This window comes from Selenomonas ruminantium subsp. ruminantium ATCC 12561, from assembly GCF_000424065.1.
GTDB lineage: Bacteria > Bacillota > Negativicutes > Selenomonadales > Selenomonadaceae > Selenomonas_A > Selenomonas_A ruminantium.
This window is the reverse complement of the sequence record NZ_AUJE01000005.1, coordinates 121,571-142,680: the sequence shown is the minus strand read 5'-3', so window position 1 is coordinate 142,680 and position 21,110 is coordinate 121,571. Positions and strand designations below refer to the sequence as shown.

Genomic DNA, 21,110 nt, shown 5'->3' with positions numbered 1-21,110 from the left:
GAGTCCGTGGCAATGGGCTAATCCGTAACTTGGGGCGAACGGGGGAGTGCTTTTTCTGTAGGAGCGACTGCCTGAACGCAGTGAAGGCCGGCCCGACGCAGTCAGCAACTAGAAAGCACGTTGAAAGACGCGCCGCCGGCCTGCCCGGCGCATATAGCTAAACAGCGATTTCTTTCAGGGAGGGTCGTTTAGCGGAATCAGAAAAAGTACTCCCCCGTTCGCCCCTGCCCACGTATGAACAGGATACCTTCAGCACGAACTAAACGCACTGGCAAACTGCAATTTACACAGGAAACTCCGTTGCTGCTTATTGCAGCAACGGAGTTTCCTGCCGATATTTAGCCAGTGATTATCCACTGACCTTTTATGCCGATTTACTAATCGCCGTAGTAAATATGGTTTCCAAAAGCGTTAATGCTCCCCGGTAGCCAATATAGGTTTTATTCAGCACCACATCATAGGACACGGGATAGCTGACTTCCACGATATGTCCGTTCAATTCCTTAACGGTATCGCGTTCCCAACTGGTACCAAAGATGACCGGCGGTTTATGTCCGTAATCTTCCTGTTTTAGCAGCTGATTGACGATATAGCCGTCTTCGACAAATTCCACCTCAGCCCCCACGTCTTCGGCGAGTTTCTGGTATTCTGCCCGAATGGCCTCATGATATTTTTCCGGCGTATGGTCGGTGATAATCTGCTTGCCCGGAATAAGTCCTAACTGATTCACCACGAATTTATTGATAGCCAGATTATAGGCAGCATCGCTGACTACGGAGTAAACCGCGGGCAGGCCCCACCAGTATTCGGCGTAAAAGTCCGTGAAGTATTCCAGATAATAGTAGTATTCCTTTTCCTCCTGCTTGATAAAGTGCTCGGTCTGCACTTCATTTTCCTTGGCAAATTCAGCAATCGCCCGCAAAAATTCAGCCACCTGCTTGGCACCGATGGGCAGTACCGGCTGATGCAGATAGGGCTGACCGTATTTGCGCTCCAAAAGTTTGGCTGTCTTTAAGCCCAGCCAGGGGCCGACCACCAGATTGAACTCGGCATTGGGAATGGTCAGCCATTCTTTTACGCCCTTGGAACCATAGCCAAAGAGGATGTTAACCTCCCAGCCCGCCCCTTCCAGAATGCGCTTGAGTTCCGTCAAATCGCCGCGCCAAAAGGTATTTTGGAATGGCAGTTCCGACCAGACATTGATTAAGCCTTTCTTTTTCGTCTCTTTGTCCTGAGCATATTTATCCACATACTGTTCGATAATCGCTTCGGTGACAATTTCGTGACCCGTGAAGTTGTTACCCTTAAAGCCGCCGGTTTCAGCAGACACAATGGGCACGCCTTTTTCCTGATAACGTGCCACCACGGCTCCGATATCATCGCCGACGATTTCGGGAATACAGCCGTTGAGCACGACGAACAAATCCCCTTCCAGTATTTTGAGCGATGCCTCAATCAGCTGGTCAAGATGCTTGGCGCCGCCAAAGACAACATCCTTTTCCTGCAGGTTGGAGCTGGGCGGTACCGCACCGCCGGAATAGCCGCCTCCCTGATAGCCGTTGTAAAACGACAGACTCATGTACTGCTTGTCCACGCAGCCAGGGCCGCAATGGGTGATGGGAATGGCTCCCGGAATTGCGCTGACCGAATGCATCGCGCCCAGGGCACAGCCGTAGCGCACCTGATTGATGGAATTGGTCTGACCGTTCTTGTCCTTTTTTATCTTAGGCATGGGCTGCCTCCTTTCGTTCCTGCTCGGCGCGATATTCGTCCGCGTCAAATTTCACCAGTTCGGGGTGCTTGGCGAGAATATAGGCATCTTTCTGTTCCAGCCACCACTTCTTATACGGCAGTTTGACGTGTTTTTTGATATCGTCATGGAATTTCTTGTGCGCCAAAATTTCCAAAATGGTTTCGCCCAGATTCACAATGCCATCATAGCCCACAGCGATATGTTCATCCCCCAAAGGCGCGGCAGGAATCCCTAAACGTGAAGCAAGCGGCGCAAGTCCGTTATGGCGAATCAGCAGGAAGTCCGGCTTGTTTTCCTGTAAGAAGGCATAGAGCTGATACTGCTGGCGGTTGGACACATGGAAGTTTTTGACCTGCCCATAATGCTCATTCAGATGGCCCAGCGAATCCTCTCTTTGGTCGCCGCTGTCGTAAACCGGGTCATGATGGAAGGTCAGCGAGCCGTCCACTTCCACATCCAACTCCCGCAAGACCTGTATAAGCCCATGCGCATAGGCAGAACCCGTAGCGACAAAGCCCTTGACGCCTTTGAGTTTTTTCTTGAGTTCCTCAATCTTCGGCTTGACACGGGCGTGTTCTTCGGCAATGAATTTTTCCACCAGATGTTCCCGATGGGTGACTTTCGCCAGTTCCCGCAGCCACGCGTCTGTCCCCGCAAAACCGTATGGCATGGGCGCCTTGACCTCCGGCACGCCGAAATGCTGCTCCAAGGCTGCCGCCATATAGGAGGACAAGGTGTAGCAGAAGCCCACCGTGGCCGCCGCTTCGGACATCTGTGCCAATTCTTCCACCGAAGCCAAATCCACGACATAGTTTACCCGCAGATTCAAGTGCGCCAACATGGGCGAAAAGACATCCGAGCCCCAAAGATTGATGACATTGACCAAATCCTCCTGTTTTTTCGTGGGGTTTCTGCGTACAATCTGCCGCAAAATGCCATGCTGCGTGGCATCAAAACCGGTACTCCAGTGCTTGGACCGGAAACCTTCGCAGGCAAGCGGCACCACGGGTATCCCCAGTTCTGCTTCCTTCTCATCCGTAATGCTTTCGATATCCTCACCGATAATCCCCGTAGCGCAGGAGGAGGCGACAAAGATTGCCTGTGGCTGATAGCGCTCGAAGGCATCGTCAATGGACTGGCGTAGTTTGTCTGCCGCACCGAACACCATGTCGCTCTCAATCAGATTGGTGTTGATGATGCGCAGATTCTCGGCCTTATAGCCGCGCATGACCAGACCATTGCGGTAAATGTTGTTGTAGACGGTCTGTCCGCCGCCGCAGCCAATGGGTGCATGCTGAATCAGCACCGCATCGCGGACATTGCCTGCCTGGCATTCCACCATCTGCTCACTGCAGACCGAGCCCTGCGTAAACGGCCCCGACAGCTCGCACAGGCGGCAGTTGCCGCCACAGCCTGCGCCCCGCTCCCGTTGTCCACGCAGTTCATAGCTGGACTGCTTGTGCAGTTCTTCGGTGGTGCCATCCCAGGCGATAATGGTACCTAAGCGCTGTTCCCGCTGCTCGACGGAGGCAATATCCAGATTGATTTTCTTTGGCATAAGCTCTCCCTCCCGTCAAATGCGATAATCGTCTTCCACGTTGTCCATCAAGCCGTATTCGAGCAGGATTTCCTCCAAGCGGTCCTGCGTCATGGGCTTCGGAATGACGAACAGTTCATTTTCCTCGATTTTTCGCGCCAGTTCCCGGTATTCGTCTGCCTGATGGGCCTTCGGCTTGTACTGGATGACCGTTTCCTTGTGGATTTCTGCATGCTGTACCACATTGTCACGCGGCACGAAGTGGATAAGCTGGGTGCCCAGTTCCTCGGCAAAGGCACGCAATAGTTCCAGTTCACGGTCAACATTGCGGCTGTTGCAGATGATGCCGCCCAGGCGCACGCCGCCTTTCTCCGCATAGCGGGCAATGCCCTTGGAGATATTGTTCGCCGCATAGAGGGACATCATTTCGCCGCTCGCTACGATGTAGATTTCCTTGGCCTTGCCCTCGCGAATGGGCATGGCAAAGCCGCCGCAGACCACGTCACCCAAAACGTCATAGAACACATAGTCCAAATCATCCGTATAAGCGCCCAAACGCTCCAAAAGACCGATGGATGTGATGATGCCGCGTCCGGCACAGCCGACTCCCGGTTCCGGGCCGCCGGATTCCACACAGCGGGTGCCGCCAAAACCAGTTTTCAAAATACTCTCCAGCTCCACTTCTTCCCCTTCATCGCGGAGCGTATCGAGTACCGTCTTTTGCGCAAGGCCGCCCAACAGCAGGCGGGTGGAATCCGCCTTGGGGTCACAGCCGACCACCATGACATTTTTCCCCAGTTCCGTAAGGCCGGCGGTAAGGTTCTGCGTGGTCGTGGATTTACCGATACCGCCTTTGCCGTAAATTGCAATCTGACGTAAGCCTTCTTTTGCCATAATTCAAAACTCCCCTTCTGTCCATATACAACTGTTTTCTGACTCTATAATCAACCGTGGGAAAAGGTTTCTTTCGCCTGCAAGAGCCCCTTATACACTTCCTGGCTAAAGTTGTTTTTCCCCGGTACCCCCACGGCATCTGCGCGACAATGCTGGCAGTGGCGGAATACATCAATGTATTTGCCTGCTTCTTTTCTCGCCACCGCCAAATCCACACAGCTCGGTGCTTCGCAATTTTTCAGGTCATGCTGCGGAATCAGCGGAATGATGTTATAAATCGTTGCCCCTGCTTCCTTGACTGCCTTGGCAATCGCGCCGATATGGAAACGGTTGATTTCATTGACGAGCACGGTATTAACCTTGACCACCACACCGGCGGCAGCCACCTTGCGGATACCTGCGAGCTGATTTTTGATAATGAGCGCTCCGGCTTCCTCACCGGTATAACGCTTGCCATGATAGACCAGCCCATTAATCATTTGGGCTTCAATCGCCGGGTCTACGGCATTGACCGTGACCGTCAGCGTATCGATGCCCACATCAATGACGTCCTGCGCCCGCTCGCTTAAAAGCAGCCCATTGGTGCTCATGCACTTGAGGAGCTGCGGGAACTTATCGCCAATCAGGCGAAACGTCTCTAAGCCCCTGTCGGACGCCAGGGTGTCCCCCGGCCCCGCAATGCCCACCACGCTGAGTTCCGGGCAGAACTGCAGCGCCCGCTCTATATACATGACCGCTTCATCCGGCTGAATAACCGCCGCAGTCACCCCCGGTCGGTTTTCCACATCGTTAATCTTACGGTCGCAGAAACGGCATTCCAAATTACATCCGGGGCATACCGGCAAATGGATACGCCCCCTGTGCTGCTTTGCTCCAAAGCATGGGTGCAGCTCCCTGACCCGCTTTTCATCCATAGCGACAGCCCCTTTCGTTTAACTCCTCAATACGCTACACTTGCCTGTTGTTTCTTCACTTCATAATCATGGATTTTCGGCACAGCCGTATCCACCGTCTGACCGTCAATCTCCAGTGGCAGGATGTCCTGCCGTTCGAGTGCCTTCTGTGCACCGGGGCCAATGGCCTCCGCCACCACATAGCGGCAGTCGCTTAATGCCTGCACGGCTTCCAGCATCGCCCCATTATCGTGATAACCATGCTGACAAGGGGCTTTTACCTGCCGCCGTTCAACCTCCAAAAAGGTGCCATCTTGGGTCACCTCCACAATCAAAAAGCCATCGCTGGCGCCAAAATGACGGTCAATATGCATGCCGTCACTGGATGCCAAGGCTATGCGATAGGACATCGTCATCCCTCCAAAATATGTTTGCTGAAGTAGCGCTCCGCACGGTCAATAACCGGCAGGACAATATTGCCCTGAATGCCAGAATGCGCGAGTTTCAACGCCGCCGCCAAGGCTGCACCGCTCGAACTTCCCGCGAAGATTCCCTCCCGGCCCGCGAGCTGCCTTACGCCAGCCAAAGCCTCTTCATCTTTAATCTTATAGACCTTATCGATAAACGATGTGTCCATCGTTGCCGCAATAAAATCATTGCCAATCCCCTCAATTTCATAATCACCATGCGCCCCCCCGCCGATAATGGAACCATATGGGTCCGCAAGTACCCCCGTAATCGCCGGATTCTGTTCTTTCAGGTAGCGCATAACGCCCGAAAACGTGCCGCCGCTGCCCGCCCCGGAGACGAAGTAATCCACCTGCCCGTCCAGGTCGGCATAGATTTCCGGCCCGGTCGTTTCGTAATGGGCACGGGGATTGGCGGGATTTTCAAACTGCTTCAGCGTAATGGCTCCGGGAATCTGCTGACGCAGTTCCTCTGCCTTTTCCGCCGCGCCGAGCATGCCGCCCGCTCTGGGAGTATGCACCAGCTCTGCCCCCAAAGCCTTCATCAAGGTCTGCTTTTCCACGGAAAATTTCTCCGGCACCACGAAGATTACGCGATAGCCATGGTTCAGCGCGGCATAGGCAATGCCCAGGCCTGTATTGCCTGCCGTAGCCTCGATAATGGTTCCGCCGGGCTTTAACAGCCCCTTGGCCTCAGCGTCGGCAATCATCGCCCTGCCTACACGGTCTTTGGCACTGCCGCCGGGATTCCATAATTCTAATTTGGCAAACAGCCGGACGCCCTCCGGCAACTCAAAATGTGTCAGCTCAACGAGCGGCGTATGCCCGATGAGCTCCTGCATCGACTGATAATAGTGCATGCTTACGCTCCCCCTGTTAAATACGGCTTTCCTCAATGGCCTGTTTCAAATCCGCCAGCAAATCGGCCTTATCCTCAATGCCCACCGACAGGCGGATAAGATTATCCGTAATGCCGATTTTCTCCCGCGTTTCCCGTGGAATGGCGGCATGAGTCATGGTTGCCGGATGGCAGACGAGGCTTTCCACACCGCCCAGGCTTTCCGCCAAGGCGATAAGCTGCAACGCCTTGAAGAACTTGCGGATATTATGCCCTTCTGCCAGTTCAAAAGAAATCATCGCGCCGCCGTTTTTCGCCTGCTGCTGATTGATTTCGTAGCCGATATGACTGGTCAGCCCCGGATAGTAAATCTTCTTCACCTCCAGATTGCCCGCCAGCCAGTCGGCCAAATAGGCGGCATTTTCCACATGACGGTCAAGGCGTACCGCCAAAGTCTTGATGCCCCGAATCAGTAGGAACGCATCCTGTGGCCCTAAGACCGCCCCAGTGGAATTCTGCACAAAGGCGAGCTTATCTGCCAAATCCCGCGTCTTGACCACGGCAAGACCTGCGACCAAATCGCTGTGCCCGCCCAGATATTTCGTAGCGCTATGGACGACGATATCCGCGCCCAAAGCCAACGGCTGCTGCAGATACGGCGTCATAAACGTGTTGTCTACAATCACGAGCGCCCCATGACGGTGAGCGATTTCCGCCACCGCCCGGATATCGGTGATGGTCAGCAAAGGATTAGCCGGACTTTCAATGATGATGGCCTTGACGTTCGGCGTAAACTCCCTTTCGAGCGCCGCCAAATCCGTCGTATCTTCCAGCGAATACGTCAGATTGAACCGGCTGAACACCTTGTCCAGCACGCGGAAGGTGCCGCCATACACATTGCTCGACAGAAGAATCTTCACATTGCTTTGGAATAGGCTCAATACCGCCGTAATTGCCGCCATCCCCGACGCAAAAGCAAAGCCGGCTTCACCGCCTTCGAGCTGGGCAATCAGGGCTTCGAGCGCCGCCCTTGTCGGATTGCCTGTGCGGGAATACTCCCAAATCCCCTCCCGCAGTTCCCCCAAACCGTCCTGCTTAAATGTCGAGGTCTGGTAAATGGGCACATTTACCGCGCCTGTCCGGCTGTCCCCATCAATCCCGCCGTGAATCAGGGCGGTGTTAAATTTCTGTTTACACATATTGATCATCCTTTATCAAGTTATTGTCGTCTCTTTTCCGCGAGAATAAAGTGTACATTTTCCATCGCCTGCTGATGGTCGGTACGGTCAGCGAAGAAATGCCGCTGAATATCCGCCGGTGATTCGTGATTGCGGATAACAAAGCCTTCGCCTGCCAGAATCTCCCGCATTTCCGCAAGCGAGAAACCATGCCGCATCGGTTCGCCGAGCTGTTCGGTAATCTGCGCCAACCGCCGCACCCTTGAGGTCGAATCCGGCTCAAAGGTCGATTCATCGGGGAAATCTAAAACAAATTGACTGCCCGGCGAGGCGAGAATGCTGACGCTGCGCACGAACTCGCGGAAGGCTTCCGCGGTCAGATAGTAGGAAACGCCGAGCAGGGAGAAAAATGACGGTTCCGACGTATGAAAGCCGCTATGCAAAAGCGTCCGTCCCAAGTCATCCTGCTCAAAATCAATAGCCGCATAATGCGCATTGGGTGGAACCTCCCAACGCAGTTCATGAATACGCCGCAGTTTGTACGCCTGCGTATCCGGGTGGTCCAGCTCGAAAATCTGCACCGCTTCATCCGTGTTGCGGAAAGCAAAGGTATCCATCCCCGCTCCGCAAATCACATACTGGCAGCTGGCGCGGTTGCGTGCAAACCGGTCCAAGGCCCTCTCGGCAAAGGCAATCCGTGACAGGGCAATGGGCGAGAAATAATGGTCCATCTCCTCGAACACGAGCAAGCTCTCAAACCCGTAGCGGGGCAACTGGCCTGCCGCCTCCACCTGCCCTTTGAGCAGGCTGCCAATCTCGTCATACGCATCTTTGCCGATGATGTCATAGGCCAGATAATCATCAAAAATCTTGTTCTTTCCGAGCATCGAATGATAAGCCCGGGCAAAGGAGCAAAGCTTGGCGGTCATACTTTCCTGCGCGGCAATCATGAACAATCCCTCCCGTTAAATCCACATTCGTTCAAATTTCAACAGAATCTTGCCAATATTGCAACAGATACACTTCATAATCGCTACACCCTTTCCCAAAATAAACAAAAAGAGGTTCTGCGCAGGGAATACCCTTGCGCAGAACCTCTGGTTATCCAGTCAGTTCATTCGTCTTTTTGACGTTGACCTTATGTTACACTATTACACCCATCATGTCAATAGGTATAATAAAATTTACCAAATTTCCTTCATCCAGCCACGATAATTTTCTTCCAGGAACTTAATCAGCACATCAAACATGCCATAGATTTCATCGCCCAAATCGGAGAAATCTTTTTCCTCTTTGCCGGTAGTCAGCAGACAAACATCGAGAATCAATGCGCCCGTCTGGTCAAAATACATCTTAAACGGCTTATATTTCATATTCTGCTCACTTGCCATACGCAGAACCTTGAGTTCATTTTCCTCCGTGAGCGCCTTAGGTGAAATCTGCACGCGAATCATGGAGAATACGCTGTCATCCAAAAGCACCAGTGTCGGCAGCTGCTGGCCTTCTACCACGATATGCGAGCGGTACGCCACCGTATTCTGCGCATCATCGGCTACTTCTTCCACCTGAAAAGCTTCGATTTTCTTTTCTTCCAAATACTTGTTGAAAACTTCTGCTTTGATATTCATAAAAAAACAGCTCCTTTTATTGATCTCTTATCCATACTATAGATTATTCAACAAAAGAGCTGTTTTTCCTTCTTTATTTATTCAACTTTAACCTGCAGCCAAAGTTTTGTATAGAGTTTATCCAAAGCCTCGCCTAAATAGCTGTAAGATTCCTGGCCTTTATAAACGTTTTCGGGTGGAAAGGCCGTATCGACATACTCGCCCAAATCTTCCTCCACCAGTTCTCGCACCGCAGTATTCGGTGTAGAGTAACCCAGTTCCTCGAAGTTTGCCGCCGCAATATCCGGACGGCACATAAAGTCGATGAACTTGTGAGCATTTTCCACATGGCGGGCATTTTTCGGAATGACCCAGCCATCTATCCAGACATTCGTACCTTCCTTGGGTGCCGGCTGGAAGCGCAAATCCGGGTTGGATTTCATCAGATTGATGGCTTCACCGGAAAAGATAACGCCCAAGGCCGCTTCGCCAGAACTCAGCTTATCGCGGATATCGTCCACACCATAGGCCTGCACCAGAGGTTTCTGCTGAATCAGCATATCTCTTGCCGCTTTGAGTTCGTCCTCATTGGTGGTATTCATGGAGTAACCCAGAATCCGCAACGGAACCATAATGGCATCACGGGCCGAATCCTGCATCAGGATATTGTCCTTATACTTTTCATCCCAAAGGATTTTCCAGCTGTCCACCGGCTCATTTACCAGCTTCGTATTATACATAATACCTACCGTGCCCCAACAGTAAGGAACGGTATATTTCCCTTCCTTATCAAAGGCCCTTGACTGGTCAAAAAAGTCCTGGTCGATATTGGCTTTTGCATTAGGCAACTGTGCAAAGTTCAGCGGTTGCAGCAGGTCATTATGGATGAGCTTGTTAATCATGTAATCGGAAGGACAGAGCACATCATAGGCCTCTGCGCCTTCGGCAATGCGGGGATACATGCTCTCGTTGGTGTCGTATTCATCGAGCACCACCTTGATACCCGTTTCTTCCTCGAACTGCTTGATAACATCTTCACTGAGATAATCGCCCCAGCTGTAGACATAGAGCACATCTGCGCTCTCGTCTTCCTCCTCGGCAAACATATCGCAACCACTTACCAGGAAAGAGGAAATGAGCAGCAGGGTCAACAGAAGTTTCTTCATTATGCCTGCCCCCTTTTCTCCGCCTGACGGTAACGGGTAATCACCTTATAATTGAGCATCAAAAGTGCCGCAAAGACCAATACGCCGCAGAAGAACAGCGTAGACAGCGCATACATTTCCGGATGCACGCCCAGTTTGAGCTCCGAATAAATTTCCGTGGTCAGGGTTTCAATTCCCGCGCCCTTGGTAAAGTAGGTCACGATAAAATCATCGGCACTCATGGCAAAGGACAGCAGGAACGCCGCCACAATGCCCGGCATAAGCTCCGGCAAAATGACCTTGCGGAAGGCCTGCACCGGCGCTGCACCCAAATCACGCGCCGCTTCATAATAAACATTATCCATGGACAGCACCTGCGGCAGAATGCAGAGCATCGCATAAGGCAGGCTGATGACGATATGGGCCAGCAAAATGGTATCGTAGCCCAGACGCAAACCCAAGCCCAAAAAGAGCAGCATCAGGGAAATACCCGTAACGATATCGGCATTGAGCAAGGGGATATTGGCCAGCCCCCGCATGAGCATACGGCTCTGCCGTCCCATCTTTCGCATGCCCAGCGCCGTAACGAGCGCCAGCAGCGTAGCAAAAACCGCCGAAGTCACGCCAATGGTCAGGGTATTGGAAAAAGCATTTAAGATTTCCTCGCTCTCGACCAGCTTTTCATACCATTCCCAGGTAAAGCCCGTCCACTGCCCCCGATAACGGCTGGCGTTGAAGGACTGGGCAATCAGTACCACAATCGGTGCATAGAGGAAGGCCACAATCGCGCCCAGATAAAAATTCTTTACTTTCTGCATCATGCCCTTCCTTTCTTCGTCTGCCGCGCCGTTTCGCCATTATCGGTGAAGGCTTCCAACAGAATGTTCAAGATGATGAAGACCATGAGCACCATGGACAGCGCACTGCCAAGCTGCCAGTCATAAGCCGCCGTGAATTCCTGTTCGATGATATTGCCCACGAGCAAAACCTTGTTACCGCCCAGCAAAGCACTGATGACGAACGTGGTCAGCGCGGGGATAAACACCATGGTGGAACCGCTGACAATCCCGGGCATAGACAGGGGCAAAAGCACCCGCCGGAAGGTCTGATAAGGATTGGCGCCCAAATCCCGCGCCGCTTCGATGATGCTGTTGTCTATGCGGTTAATCGCCACATAGAGGGGCAGCACCATATAGGGCAGAAAGTTGTAGACCATACCGATGATGATGGCCAGCGGTGTATTGATGATATGCACTTCCTGCAACCCCAGCGATTGCAGGAACATATTGATAAGACCATGTTTTTCCAAAATGGTCTGCCAGGCCATCGTCGTAAGCAGCGAATTCATCCAAAGGGGCAATAAAAAGAGCAAAAATACCAACAGCCCCCGGCTCTCCTTACGCTCCCGCAGGATAAGGCACAGCGGATAAGCCAGCACCAGACAGATAAACGTGCTGATAAGTGCCAGTTCCACCGACAGCCCCAAGGCTTTCAAATACTCCCATTGAAGTACCGTCTGCAAATGCACGAGCGTAACGCCGCCGTCCACGTCTTTTAGTCCGTTCCAAAGGACAAAAAACAGCGGCAGCACGATAAAGAGCACCGCCCATAAACCGAAAGGCAAGGCTAGAAAGCGCTGGCTGGAAAGGCGTTCATTCATCGCTCACCGCCTCCTCGTCTTCCGATTCGGGCTTCGCCATAATCTGAATATTGGAAGCGGCAAGTTTAATGCCCACCTCTTTGCCCTGCTCATGACCGGTAATGGTCTGCACCAGCCATTCAAAGCCGCCGGCTTCAATGGTGATATCATAGACCGTCCCCTTGAAGACAACCTGCTTGATCTTGCCGGTGAACTGTCCTTCCTCGGGCACACAAATCTGAATATCCTCTGGGCGAATCTGTACATCTACGGGAACATTTTCGCCAAAGCCCGTGTTGATGCAGGGAATATCCTTGCCCAAAAGGTGCACGAGCTTATCCCGCACCATAATGCCGTCAATGATGTTGCTGTCGCCGATAAAGTCGGCTACAAACGCATTTTCCGGCTCATTGTACACGTTCTCCGGCGTACCAATCTGCTGTATCCAGCCCTGATTCATGACCACTACGGTATCCGACATGGACAGCGCTTCTTCCTGGTCATGGGTGACGAACACAAAGGTAATACCGAGCTCCCGCTTGATTTTCACGAGTTCCCGCTGCATATTCTGCCGCAGTTTGAGGTCCAGTGCAGATAACGGTTCATCGAGCAGCAATACCTTCGGCTCGTTTACGATAGCGCGGGCAATGGCAATGCGCTGCTGCTGACCGCCGGACATCTGCGTAACCCGGGCATGTTCATAGCCGTCGAGGTTCACGAGCTTTAGGGCATATTTTATCTTATCGCGAATGTAACTTGCGCTTTTCCCCTTGAGTTTCAGGCCAAAGGCGATATTTTCCGCCACGTCCATATGCGAGAACAGGGAATACTTCTGAAACACCGTATTAACCTGCCGCTTTTCGGGCTGAAGGTTCGTGATATCCTGCCCATCAAACCAAATTTTGCCGCTGTCGGGGGTTTCAAACCCGCCAATCATGCGCAAAATCGTGGTCTTACCACAGCCCGAGGGGCCCAAAAGGGTCACAAATTCATTCTCGTGAATGGTTAAATTCAGGTCTTCAAGAATCTGCCGACCATCATAGCTTTTGTTGACGCGTTCAAGACGCAAAAGTTCTTTTTCCATTTATCGTCCCTTTCACTTTCTTCTATAGATATTTGCCCCATAGGGCTACCGCCAAAAATGGCGCCGAAGTATATTTTATCACGAATCCTGCAAAAATACTAAGAAAAAATAAGAGGGTGCGCATTTTTATTGCACATCCTCTTATCATTAGAACGAATTTTATTCAACTGTAACGGACTTAGCCAGGTTACGCGGTTTATCCACATCGCAGCCACGAGTGATGGCGGCATAGTATGCCAGGAGCTGCAGGGGAACAACGGTCAGAATCGGAATAACGAGTTCATCCGTTTCGGGAACCTTCATCACATGGTCAACATATTTTTCCAGTTCCTCGTCGCCTTCGGTAGCAATACCGATAACGACTGCATCACGCGCCTTGACTTCCTTGATGTTGGACAAAGTCTTTTCGTAAACGCTCTTCTGCGTAGCCAGAGCGATAACGGGAACGCCTTCCACAATCAGGGCCAGCGTGCCGTGCTTGAGTTCGCCGGCTGCATAAGCTTCGGCATGGATATAGGAAATTTCCTTGAGCTTCAGGGAACCTTCCAAAGCTACATGGTAATCCAGACCACGGCCAATGTAGAACACATCATCATTGAAGCCATAGCGTTTTGCAAAGGTCTTCAACGGTTCCACATCAGACAGCGTTTCGCTGATCTGTGCCGGAATCTTCTGCAGCTGAGCAATGAGTTCGGCTACACGTTCCGGAGCAACCGTCTTCTTGATTTCAGCCATGTAGAGTGCCAGCATGAAGAACAGCACAATCTGCGTCGTGTAAGCCTTCGTGGAAGCCACAGCGATTTCCGGGCCAGCCCAGGTGTAAAGCACCTGATCAGCTTCACGGGCGATGGACGAACCAACCACGTTGGTGATGGCCAGCGTCTTAGCGCCGAGGCGCTTGGATTCTTTCATAGCGGCCAGCGTATCACTGGTTTCACCAGACTGAGAAACCGCGATGAACAGCGTGTTTTCATCCACAATCGGCTCACGATAACGGAATTCGGAAGCAACGTCTACTTCTACAACCGTACGCGCCAGTTTTTCGATATAGTATTTGCCCACCATGCCGGCATGATAAGCCGTGCCGCAGGCCACGATATAAATCTTATTGAAGGAATTGAGATAGTCAGCGTCCCATTTCAGCTCGTCCATCACAATGGTCTTGCCGTCTTTGGCGATACGCTGGCTCATGGTGTCACGGACAGCCTTCGGCTGTTCATGGATTTCCTTGAGCATGAAGTGCTCATAGCCGCCCTTTTCCGCAGCTTCAGCATTCCAGTTAACCTCGAAAATCTTTTTGGTCACCGGCTCACCCTGACGGTTGGAAATCTTGATGCTGTCCTTCGTGATAACAGCCAGTTCACCATCGTTCAGGATGTAAGTGCGGCGGGTGCGCTGAATGATAGCGGGAATATCGGAAGCGATGAAGTTTTCACCTTCGCCAACGCCGATAACCAGCGGGTTATCCTGCTTGGTCGCAATCAGCGTACCGGGATGCTTGCTGCTCATAAATACCAAGGAATATGAACCCTCAACCCGGCGCAGAACTTCGCGGACAGAAGCCACAAAGTCACCATTGTAGACTTCTTCGATAAGGTGAGCCACTACTTCCGTATCCGTCTCAGACTTGAAGTTATGACCTTTCTCGATAAGTTCTTCCTTCAAGGACAGGTAGTTTTCGATAATGCCGTTGTGAACCACCACGAAATCCCCGGAGCAATCCGTATGGGGATGGGAGTTCTTGTCAGACGGACGGCCATGCGTTGCCCAACGGGTATGACCAATACCCATCGTGCCCTTGAGCTCATGACCTTTGAGCTTGTCGCGGAGTGCAGCAAGACGCCCTACACTCTTTTCCACGCCGATTTTCGCTCCGTCAAAGACAGCGATGCCTGCGGAGTCATAACCACGATACTCCAACTTAGCCAAACCTTCAAGCAGGAAGCTTGCTGCCTCTTTGTCACCGACATAACCTACGATACCACACATAATAGTACCTCCTATGAAATTGTACTATCCTGCTGCGCTCCCTGCATCCTTGTTTCCCGCCTCACGACAGGACTTTCGTTTGCATTTATCGGCCGAGCAAGCCGGAAGGCATCCGCTGACATTTCGACAACCTTCTCCTCGTCTTCTGAAAGCACGCACCGCTTTCAGAACTTGCGCTAGAACTTACGTCCTTTTCATACACCAGAACAACAGGATTATTCACTCTGGATTTCTTCTTACTTTGTGCATTTCTTAACAAGCACTCGTCTATTGTAACCGATAGCAAGCAATAAGTCAATACACGAAAAAATTGTAACAAAAAAGCGACAGCCCAAAAGCCATCGCTCTACGTTCATTTGGTGCGGATGAAGGGGGTCGAACCCATACGCCTTGCGGCACTGGATCCTAAATCCAGCGCGTCTGCCAGTTCCGCCACATCCGCATTATCTACTTTACAAGATAACGGCATTAATTATAGTTGATAAATGCCAATTTGTCAATATCTTTTTGTCGTGCTGCAAGGCGGCGGGCGGGGAGGTGATGACTTCCGTCCGCTTAGACAGGCTTGTCAAACGCTGCCGAAAGCCATCACCTCCCCGCCCGCCTTAGGCTTTGCATATCCAGAAAAGGGTGCGCAGCCAACTTAATCGGTTAGCTGCGCACCCTGATACACATTGGGGAATTAGCTGTTGCTTAATATTTGTGGAACATATCCTGAATTGCCTTGAGGTCGTTCGTCTTGGTGAGTGCCAGCTGCAGCAGCACACGTGCTTTCTGCGGATTCAGGGAATCGCCATCCAGGAAGTGATAGTCGATATAGGACTGTTCAGCCGGAATGACGGAGCCATTGCCTACACGGGCACTGCGGACTACAACGATGCCGGCAGCCGTTGCTTTTGCCAGCGCTGCTTCAGCATCTTTGTGCACGGAGCCATTGCCCGTACCAGCATAGATGATGCCTTTAACGCCGCCTTTGATGGCTGCATCTACGAACAGGGCATCGTCATTAGCCGTACCATAAATAACCTTTACATACGGCAGTGCATTAAGGTTATTCACATTAAATTCGCTTTTGGTCGTGTGCAGGCGCGTGGATTCGCGATAAAATTCGGGCACGCCATCGTTCACATAACCAAAGGCACCGAGTTCCGGAGCTTTGAAGGTATCCACAGAAGTGGTATTGGTCTTGGTCACGTCGCGGGCACCATTGATGGTGTCATTGAGTACCACCAGCACGCCATGACCAGCAGATTTCTTATCCGCAGCTACGCGCACAGCATTCAAGAGATTCATCGGGCCATCCGCGCTGATTGCCGTAGCCGGACGCATAGCACCGGTGATGACTACCGGCTTTTCGCTCTTGACCGTCAGGTTCAGGAAATACGCCGTTTCTTCGAGCGTATCCGTACCGTGGGTGATGACAATGCCATCGACATCTTTGCTGGCCAGCAGTTCATTGCAGCGTTTAGCCAGTTTGAGCCAGACATCATTGGTCATGTCCTTGCTGTCGATGCTGCAAATCTGCTCACCGGATACATTGGCATAATTCTTGACTTCCGGCACAGCATTGATGAGTACATCAATGCCCAGTGCACCAGCTTTATAGCCAGTCGTTGCCGTGTCCGATGCGGCACTTCCGGCAATTGTTCCGCCAGTTGCCAGAATCTTGATGTTTGGTTTTGCCTGCGCAGCAAAGGCACATTGTACCCCCACCAGCAGCATTGCCAAGGTCATCAGAATCGCGGTTACTCTTACCTTCACAAAAATTCCTCCTTTACCGGTTGCAATATTCCCCAGATTGCAACAATAAACCTATGGACGGATTGTATCTCTATTTCTAATGAATACGACAAAATCCGATAAAAACCTATATAAACTATTTTTATCGTAATATAGGCTTTTATCGGATTTTATTTTTCTCTGTTATTTGGGATTCTATTTCCTTTTTAGCAGGCTGCCGCCAGTTTTTCCGCATCTGCCTGGCGCATACGGCCCACGAAATAATCCGTCAGGCGCACTTCGATATCGGCCTGCTGACGGGAAAGGAGCAGGACGTCGGCTGCCGTAAGCTCATTTTCACGGCCATCGGCGGCAAAGGCACGAAAGCCCTGTTGATACTGCTTGCCGCAGTAAACCAGTACGCGGTCAGCACCCACGCCCAATTCACGGCTGGCCAGCAAGCGGACAGCGCCCGTCTCCGGCATGAAGCCCTGCGTACCATCCATAACCATGACTTCCCTATCCTCCACACGATACAAACGAACTAACAACATCCTGCTCACCGGCCTTTCTGACTTCCGTCTCGTTTTTTTCACTGTCCATATTATAGCAAGTACATATTTGCAATAAAAGATGAAATTATGCTTTCAATATTGCAAATAATGTACTATACTAGAATAAATTACAGCCATGAGGTGATTCGATGAGCGATTATGAGAAAAAGGGCTATCTCATCAGCGATTTTCGCGTGTTCCGCCTAAAGGACGCGGCCTTAAAGCCCATTCCCTTTCACTATCACGATTTTCATAAAATCATTATGTTTCTGGACGGTGCCGTGGATTATGTCATCGAAGGCAAAACCTATCATCTGGCGCCGCGGGACATTGTCTTCGTGACCGCAGGCGAGATTCACTGCCCCATCTTCACCGATGAAAGCAAGGACTACGAGCGCATTGTCATCTATGTGGCACCGGATTTTCTGCACCGCTGGCAGGAACAGGATAGTGAGCATGCCGACCTCTCTCAGTGCTTTGCCTATGCCCGCGAAAACAGCAGCGTCATGCACCAGCCGCCCGGCACGAGCCATGACCTGCTCTTTCATATGGACAAACTCGAAAAAACAGCCCGTGGGCAAGGATTTGCCAACGGACTGCTTACGGAAATCACCTTTATTGAATTTATGATTCTGCTGAATCGCTCACTCCATGAACATGAACTTTCCGGCTTGGTCAGCACGAGCTATGACCCCAAAATCCAGGAAATCATCACTTATATCAACGCCCATCTGGCCGAAGATCTCGCCATTGATGACCTGGCGGCTAAAGCCTATATCAGCAAGTTCTACCTTATGCGCAAGTTCAAGGCCGATACCGGCTACGGCATTCACCAATATATCCGCAGCAAACGCCTGCTTTTAGCCCGCGACCTGCTCAAAACGGATATGTCCATCACCAATATCTGTGAGGAAGTCGGCTTTTCCGACTACTCCACCTTCTCCCGCGCCTTCAAGGAGCGATTCAAATGCACGCCCCGCGACTACCGGAAGAAATAACAGCTTAATAGCGCTTGCGCTTTACCGAAGATGGATAGCCCAAAGCCTCGCGGTATTTCATGACCGTGCGGCGGGAAATATCCATCTTTCTTGTTTTTAAGAGTTCACAAAGCTTTTGGTCACTCAGGGGCTTTTGCGGATTTTCGCCCTCAATAAGCTCCTTGATGACCGCCTTGGCCTGGCTGGCAATGAAATCCTCGCCATCGCCGCTCTTGGCCAGATTCGCCGTAAAGAACTTGCGCAAGGCGATAATCCCCCCCGGCAGTTCGGCATATTTATTGGCCACCGCACGGCTGACTGTGGACTCGTGGACACCGATGGCATCAGCCACCTCCTGCATGGTCAGGGGGTGGAGTTTTTTCATGCCCTGTTCCAAAAAGTCCTGCTGCACGCGCACGATTTCTTCCACCACTTTCTTGATGGTGCTGCGGCGCTGTTCAATGCTGTTAATGAGCCAGGACGCGGCACTCAGCCTTTTGTTGATGTACGTTTGCGTGTCCTTGTCGTATTCCTCGGCATTTTTGTAGATGGAGGATATTTTGAGTTGTGGAATATAGGTATCGTTGAGGTTCACCTGATAGCCGTTCGCAGTCTTCGTCACCACCACATCGGGCGTGATATAGCTGGCCGCCTCCCCGCCATAGGCACTGCCGGGCTTGGGGTCGAGCTTGCGGACGATATCCACGGCCACCTGCACATCGGCAGGCTTGCAGTTTTCCGCCGCAGCAATCTCCTTAATGCGGGCATCAGCTACCTCCGGCAAATGCTTGTCGATAACGGCAGCCACCAGCCCCTCATAAATGCCCAAGGCCTTGGCCTGAATCCGCAAACACTCTGCTAAATCGCGGGCACCAACGCCCAACGGCTCAAAGGTCTGTATGACGCTCAAAACACGTTCTGCCTTGTCCGCCGTCACCTGCATAGTGGCGGCGATTTCCTTTAACGGCAGGGTCAGATAGCCCCAATCGTCAATCGAGCCGATGATGAAGGTCGCAACGGCCAAATCTTCTTCCGCTTGAAAGGCAAATTCAGCCTGTTCCAATAACTCCCGCTCCAAGGTTGTACTGACCGGCGTAGCCGATTCAAAAACATGTTCGCGGGAACTGGCGTCGCTAAAACCGCCATTAGAGCTATTGCCGTCCCCTTCGAGGTACTCGGCTAAAGCCGAAATATTCTCCGCCCGCAGGTTCTCCATCTGCCGCGTATCGGCGCCATCGCCGTATTCCATCTCCAGAGCGGGATTTTCCAAGTATTCCTTTTCTATCTCAGCCTTCAAATCCTGCGCCGACAGCTGCAGAATCTGAATGGCCTGCTGCAGCTTCATGGTCATCGCCAGATGCTGCGAGAGATTCATATTTAATGCTTGTTCCTGATGCATGGGAAAAACGCTCCTTCAATGAATAGGCGCACCTATGGTCTTACTTTTGGGACATGGCTGCGGCAATCGCTGCGCCCAGACCGCTGCCGCCGTTTTCCAGTACCGTATCAATAACTGCGGCTTCCTCACCAAGAAGTTCGGACAGAGCGCGCATGATGTTTTCTTTGGCCAGCGGCATTTTTTCGTAAACCGAGCCGTCAATGGCAATGTGCTGTTTCTGTGCCTTGCCGCTGCCGGCCTGCTGCCAGATAATGCCCACAAAAGAGGCCGTCACGAGGCGGGCGGAACGGATAACGAGCGTGCTGGCCAGTTTCTGCACCTTTTCCACATCTTCAGCCGCAATATCATGGCCCGTCTTGGCCTTGACGATTTCGGCAACCTTATCGGCTTCATTGATGATATTGCTCATATCAATGCTGGTAAAGCCGTAGTTCTTGCCCTTTTCTTCTAAGAGTTCAGCCATAGCCATACCGAAAAGTTCGCCCATGTAACGGCCGGAAACCATCTTTTCGAGACGCTGTTCGCCCGGCTTTTCGGATGCTTCATCGTATTCGATATCCAAACGGCTCGGCACGAGCTTCATGAAGCCGCCGGATTCCAGATTGAGAATCATCGGCGCATCGCCGCTTTCGGCATAGGGTTCGAGGTAGCAGGTATTGTGGCCCGTAGCATAGATGGAGCCAATGTAGATATCCGGCTGTTTGTAGGCAGCAGCCAAGAGAACCGCTACCGTATCGTTGATGACCGCCGTCGGTTCAACATTATCAATGCCCTGACGGTGCAGAGCTTCTTTCAACAGGTCATTGACTACCTTGCCCTCAACGCCCGGCGTAGCAAATTCCTTCGTCCAGATGATGAGTTTGGCATTGTAAAGATTCGTCTGTTCCGAGGGGAACGAGAAGGTGTGACCCAAGAGATACTTTTTCTCATGGTCGCCGTCAATGGCTTCATCTACGAGTTCAGCGATGAAGTCAAACATTTCCTCAGCCGTGGAATCTGCGCCGATGAAATCGTATACGCCTTCCACCTTCAGCGGCTTAGCCACCTTTTTGAGCACTTCGAACTTGCCTTCCCCCATGAGCTTAATCCGCAAAACACGCAGGTTCGTGCCGCCGAAGTCCAGTGCCAGATATTCGCCGGTCTCCTTGCCGGAGGGCAGGCCCAGATAAGATTTGAGCATACGCAAAGAAGATTCGTCCGGATTTTTAAGCCCCAAACGCAGGTCATAACGGAAATCAGCGGCAATCTCCCTGAGCTGCTCGCTGTTCACCGTGAATTCATCAATAAGCTGTGCAAAATGTTCCTGATTAAAAGCCATTTTCTATTCCCCTTTAACATTTTTCTAAGGAACTGGCAATAAATAAATTTTAAGATAGGACGCAGGATAAATTTTCATATACTAGGCGGAGGAATGAGTCATAGCGGTGGCTATGGCGA

Annotated in this window: 19 protein-coding genes and 1 tRNA gene; 1 reads left to right on the top strand and 19 read right to left on the bottom strand. The window is 51.7% G+C overall.

From position 1 onward, the window contains the following. Positions 1 to 364: 364 nt before the first annotated feature. The 17 genes from G598_RS0104070 to G598_RS0103990 form a co-directional block, all read right to left on the bottom strand. Positions 365 to 1,732 (bottom strand): nitrogenase component 1, encoded by a 1,368-nt coding sequence (locus G598_RS0104070; protein WP_026765855.1) that lies wholly within the window; start codon positions 1,730 to 1,732, stop codon positions 365 to 367. Further along, the gene (locus G598_RS17015; protein ID WP_051179919.1) at positions 1,725 to 3,311 is read right to left on the bottom strand and encodes a nitrogenase component 1; all 1,587 of its coding nucleotides are present in this window, start codon (positions 3,309 to 3,311) and stop codon (positions 1,725 to 1,727) included. The genes G598_RS0104070 and G598_RS17015 overlap by 8 nt, the downstream gene beginning before the upstream one ends. A gap of 15 nt (positions 3,312 to 3,326) precedes the next feature. Next, positions 3,327 to 4,184, bottom strand: a complete 858-nt coding sequence (gene nifH / locus G598_RS0104060) for a nitrogenase iron protein (protein ID WP_026765854.1) — start codon at positions 4,182 to 4,184, stop codon at positions 3,327 to 3,329. Positions 4,185 to 4,234: 50 nt separating this feature from the next. Then, positions 4,235 to 5,098 carry a radical SAM protein gene (locus G598_RS0104055; protein ID WP_026765853.1) on the bottom strand — a complete coding sequence of 288 codons (864 nt, stop codon included), beginning with the start codon at positions 5,096 to 5,098 and terminating at the stop codon, positions 4,235 to 4,237. 26 nt (positions 5,099 to 5,124) lie between these two features. After that, a complete protein-coding gene (locus tag G598_RS17010; protein WP_051179916.1) occupies positions 5,125 to 5,487 on the bottom strand; it encodes a NifB/NifX family molybdenum-iron cluster-binding protein in 363 nt (120 codons plus the stop codon). Between the two features lie 2 nt (positions 5,488 to 5,489). Next, positions 5,490 to 6,404: a PLP-dependent cysteine synthase family protein gene (locus G598_RS0104045; RefSeq protein ID WP_026765852.1), complete on the bottom strand. Its 915-nt coding sequence runs from the start codon at positions 6,402 to 6,404 to the stop codon at positions 5,490 to 5,492. A gap of 16 nt (positions 6,405 to 6,420) precedes the next feature. Next, entirely contained in the window at positions 6,421 to 7,581 is a 1,161-nt protein-coding gene (locus G598_RS0104040) for a trans-sulfuration enzyme family protein (RefSeq protein WP_026765851.1), read from the bottom strand. Positions 7,582 to 7,601: 20 nt separating this feature from the next. Further along, positions 7,602 to 8,510, bottom strand: a complete 909-nt coding sequence (locus G598_RS0104035; protein WP_026765850.1) for a class I SAM-dependent methyltransferase — start codon at positions 8,508 to 8,510, stop codon at positions 7,602 to 7,604. A 234-nt stretch (positions 8,511 to 8,744) separates the two neighbouring features. Then, complete coding sequence (locus tag G598_RS0104030; RefSeq protein ID WP_026765849.1) at positions 8,745 to 9,188, bottom strand: hypothetical protein; 444 nt, start codon at positions 9,186 to 9,188, stop codon at positions 8,745 to 8,747. 77 nt (positions 9,189 to 9,265) lie between these two features. Beyond that, complete coding sequence (locus tag G598_RS0104025; protein WP_026765848.1) at positions 9,266 to 10,333, bottom strand: ABC transporter substrate-binding protein; 1,068 nt, start codon at positions 10,331 to 10,333, stop codon at positions 9,266 to 9,268. Further along, complete coding sequence (locus tag G598_RS0104020) at positions 10,333 to 11,133, bottom strand: ABC transporter permease (RefSeq protein ID WP_245582750.1); 801 nt, start codon at positions 11,131 to 11,133, stop codon at positions 10,333 to 10,335. The genes G598_RS0104025 and G598_RS0104020 overlap by 1 nt, the downstream gene beginning before the upstream one ends. Continuing rightward, positions 11,130 to 11,972 carry an ABC transporter permease gene (locus G598_RS0104015; RefSeq protein ID WP_026765846.1) on the bottom strand — a complete coding sequence of 281 codons (843 nt, stop codon included), beginning with the start codon at positions 11,970 to 11,972 and terminating at the stop codon, positions 11,130 to 11,132. The genes G598_RS0104020 and G598_RS0104015 overlap by 4 nt, the downstream gene beginning before the upstream one ends. Beyond that, a complete protein-coding gene (locus G598_RS0104010; RefSeq protein ID WP_026765845.1) occupies positions 11,965 to 13,035 on the bottom strand; it encodes an ABC transporter ATP-binding protein in 1,071 nt (356 codons plus the stop codon). Before G598_RS0104010 ends, G598_RS0104015 begins: the two co-directional genes overlap by 8 nt. Positions 13,036 to 13,194: 159 nt before the next feature. Continuing rightward, entirely contained in the window at positions 13,195 to 15,024 is a 1,830-nt protein-coding gene (glmS, locus tag G598_RS0104005; protein ID WP_026765844.1) for a glutamine--fructose-6-phosphate transaminase (isomerizing), read from the bottom strand. Between the two features lie 357 nt (positions 15,025 to 15,381). Next, positions 15,382 to 15,466: transfer RNA gene (locus G598_RS0104000), tRNA-Leu, on the bottom strand. A 251-nt stretch (positions 15,467 to 15,717) separates the two neighbouring features. Continuing rightward, complete coding sequence (locus tag G598_RS0103995) at positions 15,718 to 16,785, bottom strand: type II asparaginase (RefSeq protein ID WP_272867094.1); 1,068 nt, start codon at positions 16,783 to 16,785, stop codon at positions 15,718 to 15,720. A gap of 185 nt (positions 16,786 to 16,970) precedes the next feature. After that, on the bottom strand, positions 16,971 to 17,297 hold the full coding sequence (locus G598_RS0103990; protein WP_026765842.1) for a hypothetical protein: 327 nt from the start codon (positions 17,295 to 17,297) through the stop codon (positions 16,971 to 16,973). A 149-nt stretch (positions 17,298 to 17,446) separates the two neighbouring features. On the opposite strand from G598_RS0103990, the gene G598_RS0103985 reads away from it, so the two are divergent. Further along, the gene (locus G598_RS0103985) at positions 17,447 to 18,295 is read left to right on the top strand and encodes an AraC family transcriptional regulator (RefSeq protein WP_026765841.1); all 849 of its coding nucleotides are present in this window, start codon (positions 17,447 to 17,449) and stop codon (positions 18,293 to 18,295) included. Between the two features lie 4 nt (positions 18,296 to 18,299). Here G598_RS0103985 and rpoN read toward each other — a convergent pair whose 3' ends face one another. Both rpoN and G598_RS0103975 read right to left on the bottom strand, forming a co-directional pair. Continuing rightward, complete coding sequence (rpoN, locus tag G598_RS0103980; RefSeq protein ID WP_026765840.1) at positions 18,300 to 19,673, bottom strand: RNA polymerase factor sigma-54; 1,374 nt, start codon at positions 19,671 to 19,673, stop codon at positions 18,300 to 18,302. 40 nt (positions 19,674 to 19,713) lie between these two features. Then, complete coding sequence (locus G598_RS0103975) at positions 19,714 to 20,991, bottom strand: hexokinase family protein (RefSeq protein WP_026765839.1); 1,278 nt, start codon at positions 20,989 to 20,991, stop codon at positions 19,714 to 19,716. Between the last annotated feature and the right edge of the window lie 119 nt (positions 20,992 to 21,110).

Bases quoted from the DNA above. Each gene is read 5' to 3' on its own strand.
- G598_RS17015 (WP_051179919.1), bottom strand. From the start codon at position 3,311: ATGCCAAAGAAAATCAATCTGGATATTGCCTCCGTCGAGCAGCGGGAA.
- G598_RS0104055 (WP_026765853.1), bottom strand. From the start codon at position 5,098: ATGGATGAAAAGCGGGTCAGGGAGCTGCACCCATGCTTTGGAGCAAAG.
- G598_RS0103985 (WP_026765841.1), top strand. From the start codon at position 17,447: ATGAGCGATTATGAGAAAAAGGGCTATCTCATCAGCGATTTTCGCGTG.
- G598_RS0104010 (WP_026765845.1), bottom strand. From the start codon at position 13,035: ATGGAAAAAGAACTTTTGCGTCTTGAACGCGTCAACAAAAGCTATGAT.
- G598_RS0103975 (WP_026765839.1), bottom strand. From the start codon at position 20,991: ATGGCTTTTAATCAGGAACATTTTGCACAGCTTATTGATGAATTCACG.
- G598_RS0104070 (WP_026765855.1), bottom strand. From the start codon at position 1,732: ATGCCTAAGATAAAAAAGGACAAGAACGGTCAGACCAATTCCATCAAT.
- G598_RS0104015 (WP_026765846.1), bottom strand. From the start codon at position 11,972: ATGAATGAACGCCTTTCCAGCCAGCGCTTTCTAGCCTTGCCTTTCGGT.
- G598_RS0104035 (WP_026765850.1), bottom strand. From the start codon at position 8,510: ATGATTGCCGCGCAGGAAAGTATGACCGCCAAGCTTTGCTCCTTTGCC.
- nifH (WP_026765854.1), bottom strand. From the start codon at position 4,184: ATGGCAAAAGAAGGCTTACGTCAGATTGCAATTTACGGCAAAGGCGGT.
- glmS (WP_026765844.1), bottom strand. From the start codon at position 15,024: ATGTGTGGTATCGTAGGTTATGTCGGTGACAAAGAGGCAGCAAGCTTC.
- G598_RS0104030 (WP_026765849.1), bottom strand. From the start codon at position 9,188: ATGAATATCAAAGCAGAAGTTTTCAACAAGTATTTGGAAGAAAAGAAA.
- G598_RS0103990 (WP_026765842.1), bottom strand. From the start codon at position 17,297: ATGTTGTTAGTTCGTTTGTATCGTGTGGAGGATAGGGAAGTCATGGTT.
- rpoN (WP_026765840.1), bottom strand. From the start codon at position 19,673: ATGCATCAGGAACAAGCATTAAATATGAATCTCTCGCAGCATCTGGCG.
- G598_RS0104045 (WP_026765852.1), bottom strand. From the start codon at position 6,404: ATGCACTATTATCAGTCGATGCAGGAGCTCATCGGGCATACGCCGCTC.
- G598_RS17010 (WP_051179916.1), bottom strand. From the start codon at position 5,487: ATGTCCTATCGCATAGCCTTGGCATCCAGTGACGGCATGCATATTGAC.
- G598_RS0104020 (WP_245582750.1), bottom strand. From the start codon at position 11,133: ATGATGCAGAAAGTAAAGAATTTTTATCTGGGCGCGATTGTGGCCTTC.
- G598_RS0104040 (WP_026765851.1), bottom strand. From the start codon at position 7,581: ATGTGTAAACAGAAATTTAACACCGCCCTGATTCACGGCGGGATTGAT.
- G598_RS0104025 (WP_026765848.1), bottom strand. From the start codon at position 10,333: ATGAAGAAACTTCTGTTGACCCTGCTGCTCATTTCCTCTTTCCTGGTA.